The organism is Allobosea sp. CER48 (genome assembly GCF_044752385.1).
Classification (GTDB): domain Bacteria; phylum Pseudomonadota; class Alphaproteobacteria; order Rhizobiales; family Beijerinckiaceae; genus Allobosea.
Genome location: NZ_JBIWYK010000483.1, coordinates 1 through 2,221 on the forward strand (window position 1 = coordinate 1; position 2,221 = coordinate 2,221).

2 protein-coding genes are annotated in these 2,221 nt (G+C 68.8%); one reads left to right on the forward strand and one right to left on the reverse strand.

What is annotated here, in order from left to right; translation table 11 throughout:
- Nucleotides 1-50: 50 nt before the first annotated feature.
- Entirely contained in the window at nt 51-1,004 is a 954-nt protein-coding gene (gene ppk2, locus ACIPIA_RS14635; RefSeq protein ID WP_400510599.1) for a polyphosphate kinase 2, read from the reverse strand.
- 118 nt (nt 1,005-1,122) lie between these two features.
- On the opposite strand from ppk2, the gene ACIPIA_RS14640 reads away from it, so the two are divergent.
- Complete coding sequence (locus ACIPIA_RS14640; protein WP_400510601.1) at nt 1,123-2,178, forward strand: ATP-binding protein; 1,056 nt, start codon at nt 1,123-1,125, stop codon at nt 2,176-2,178.
- The last annotated feature ends 43 nt before the right edge of the window (nt 2,179-2,221 follow it).

The window sequence follows — 2,221 nt, forward strand, 5'->3', positions numbered from 1 at the left end:
AAGCATCACCCGATTCCGTGGCCGGAATCCGGCAGGAGCCGGCACAGGGCTCAGCGATCCTCCGGTTCGCCGCCGTGGTCGAGATAGCGATCGACAGGGATGACGATCTCCTCGTCCAGCTTGCCGATGGCCCTTTCATCCTTGTCGGCATAGGGGATCGCCCCGAGCACATGGCGGATGGCGTTGAGGCGGGCGCGCAGCTTGTCGTTGCTGCGCACGACATGCCAGGGCGCGGCCTCGGTCGAGGTGCGGCCCAGCATCTCGTCGAAGGCGCGGGAATAGTCGTCGAAACGCGGGATGGCCTCGAAGTCGATCGGCGAAAGCTTCCAGCGCTTGAGCGGATCGTGCCAGCGGGCGTGCAGGCGTGTCATCTGCATCTCGCGGCCGATGGTGAGGAAGAGCTTGATCAGGCGGATGCCGTCATGTGCCAGCATGCTCTCGAAGATCGGGGCCTCGCGCAGGAAATGCTCGGTCTGCTCCGGCGTGCAGAAGCCCATGACGCGCTCGACGCCGGCGCGGTTGTACCAGGAACGGTCGAAGAAGACGATCTCGCCGGAGGTCGGCATCTCCGCCGCATAGCGCTGCAGATACCACTGGCCCTTCTCGGTGTCGGAGGGCTTCGGGAGGGCGACGATGCGCGCCTGGCGCGGATTGAGATGCTGGGTGAAGCGGCTGATCGTGCCGCCCTTGCCGGCACCGTCCCGCCCCTCGAACACGATCACGATCCGCTCGCCCTGCTTCGATGCCCAGCGGGTCAGCTTCTGGAGCTCGATCTGCAGCGGCTCCATCTCGCGATTGTAGCGCTTGCGCTTCATCCGCTTGCCATAGGGGTAGTCGCCGCTGTGGTAGGCGGCGTCGATGATCGATTCCGGCAGGGTATCGGCCTCGATGTCGAAGCCCTTCGGCTTGGCGGGCTTGCGCTTCGCCTCCTTCGGAGACGCTTCCCGGGAGCCGCCGGCGGGGGGCTCGCGCAGCTTGTCCGCCTTCACATCCGTCTTGGCCATAGGCGCCTCCTGTTCGGATGAAGCCTAGCCGGCTGTCGCGCGGAAGGGAATTGACGCCCCGGCGTCTTCCGCTCAGGAAGGGCGAGCCGGCCCATGCCGGCTGGCTCCGGGCGCCTCCATGGTCGATATTGCCGTTTCCGATACCGCGACGACGCGGACCATGATCGAGGCGCTCGGCGCGCCCGTGGTGCTGCTGGACGAGCAGGGCGTCGCGCAGGCGCTGAGCCCGGCGATGCGCGCGCTCATCCCGGGGCTCGAGATCGGCAAGTTCCTGGCCCTGGTCCTGCGCGATCCCGATCTCAACGACGCGATCGAGCAGGTTGCGCATGAGGGCGGGCGCAACACCGTCGAGCTGGTCGAGCGGGTGCCGTTCGAACGCGCCTTCCGCATCCATATCGCAGCGCTGGGCGGCGGACGGCGGCGGGCAACACTGCTCACCTTCCAGGATCTCAGCGAGCAGCGCGTGATCGAGCGCATGCGCGTCGATTTCGTCGCCAATGCCAGCCATGAGCTACGCACGCCGCTGGCCTCGCTGCTCGGCTTCGTCGAGACCCTGCAGGGCCCGGCGCGCAACGACGAGCGGGCACGCGAGCGCTTCCTCGGCATCATGCGCGAGCAGGGACTGCGGATGGCGCGCCTCGTCGACGACCTGCTTTCCCTCTCGCGGATCGAGCAGCGCGCCCATGTGGCGCCGGACACGCCGGTCGACCTCGCCGGCATCGCGCGGGAGATCGTCGACTCGCTCGCCCTGATGGCGCGCGAGCGCGAGGTGACGCTGGCGCTGCGGACGCCGCCGGAGGCGCTGCTCGTGCCGGGCGATCGCGACGAACTTCTGCGGCTGATGGAGAACCTCGTCGAGAACGCGATCAAATACGGCAAGCAGGGCGGCGAGGTTGCCATCGCGGTCGAAGCCGGGGAGGACGAGGCCAGCGTCCATGTCCGCGACGACGGGCCGGGCATCGCGCCGGAGCATCTGCCGCGCCTGACGGAGCGCTTCTACCGCGTCGATACCGCCGCGAGCCGCGAGGCCGGCGGAACGGGGCTCGGCCTCGCCATCGTCAAGCACATCGTGCTGCGCCATCGCGGCAGGCTGACGATCGAGAGCAAGCCGGGCGAGGGCGCGACCTTCAAGGCCACCCTGCCGCGTTTCGAGGCGAAGCGCGGCGGCGCCTAGGCCTCCGCACCGGCCGCTCGGGCAAAAGCGCCTGCCGCCCCGC

Bases quoted from the DNA above. Each gene is read 5' to 3' on its own strand.
- ACIPIA_RS14640 (WP_400510601.1), top strand. From the start codon at position 1,123: ATGGTCGATATTGCCGTTTCCGATACCGCGACGACGCGGACCATGATC.
- ppk2 (WP_400510599.1), bottom strand. From the start codon at position 1,004: ATGGCCAAGACGGATGTGAAGGCGGACAAGCTGCGCGAGCCCCCCGCC.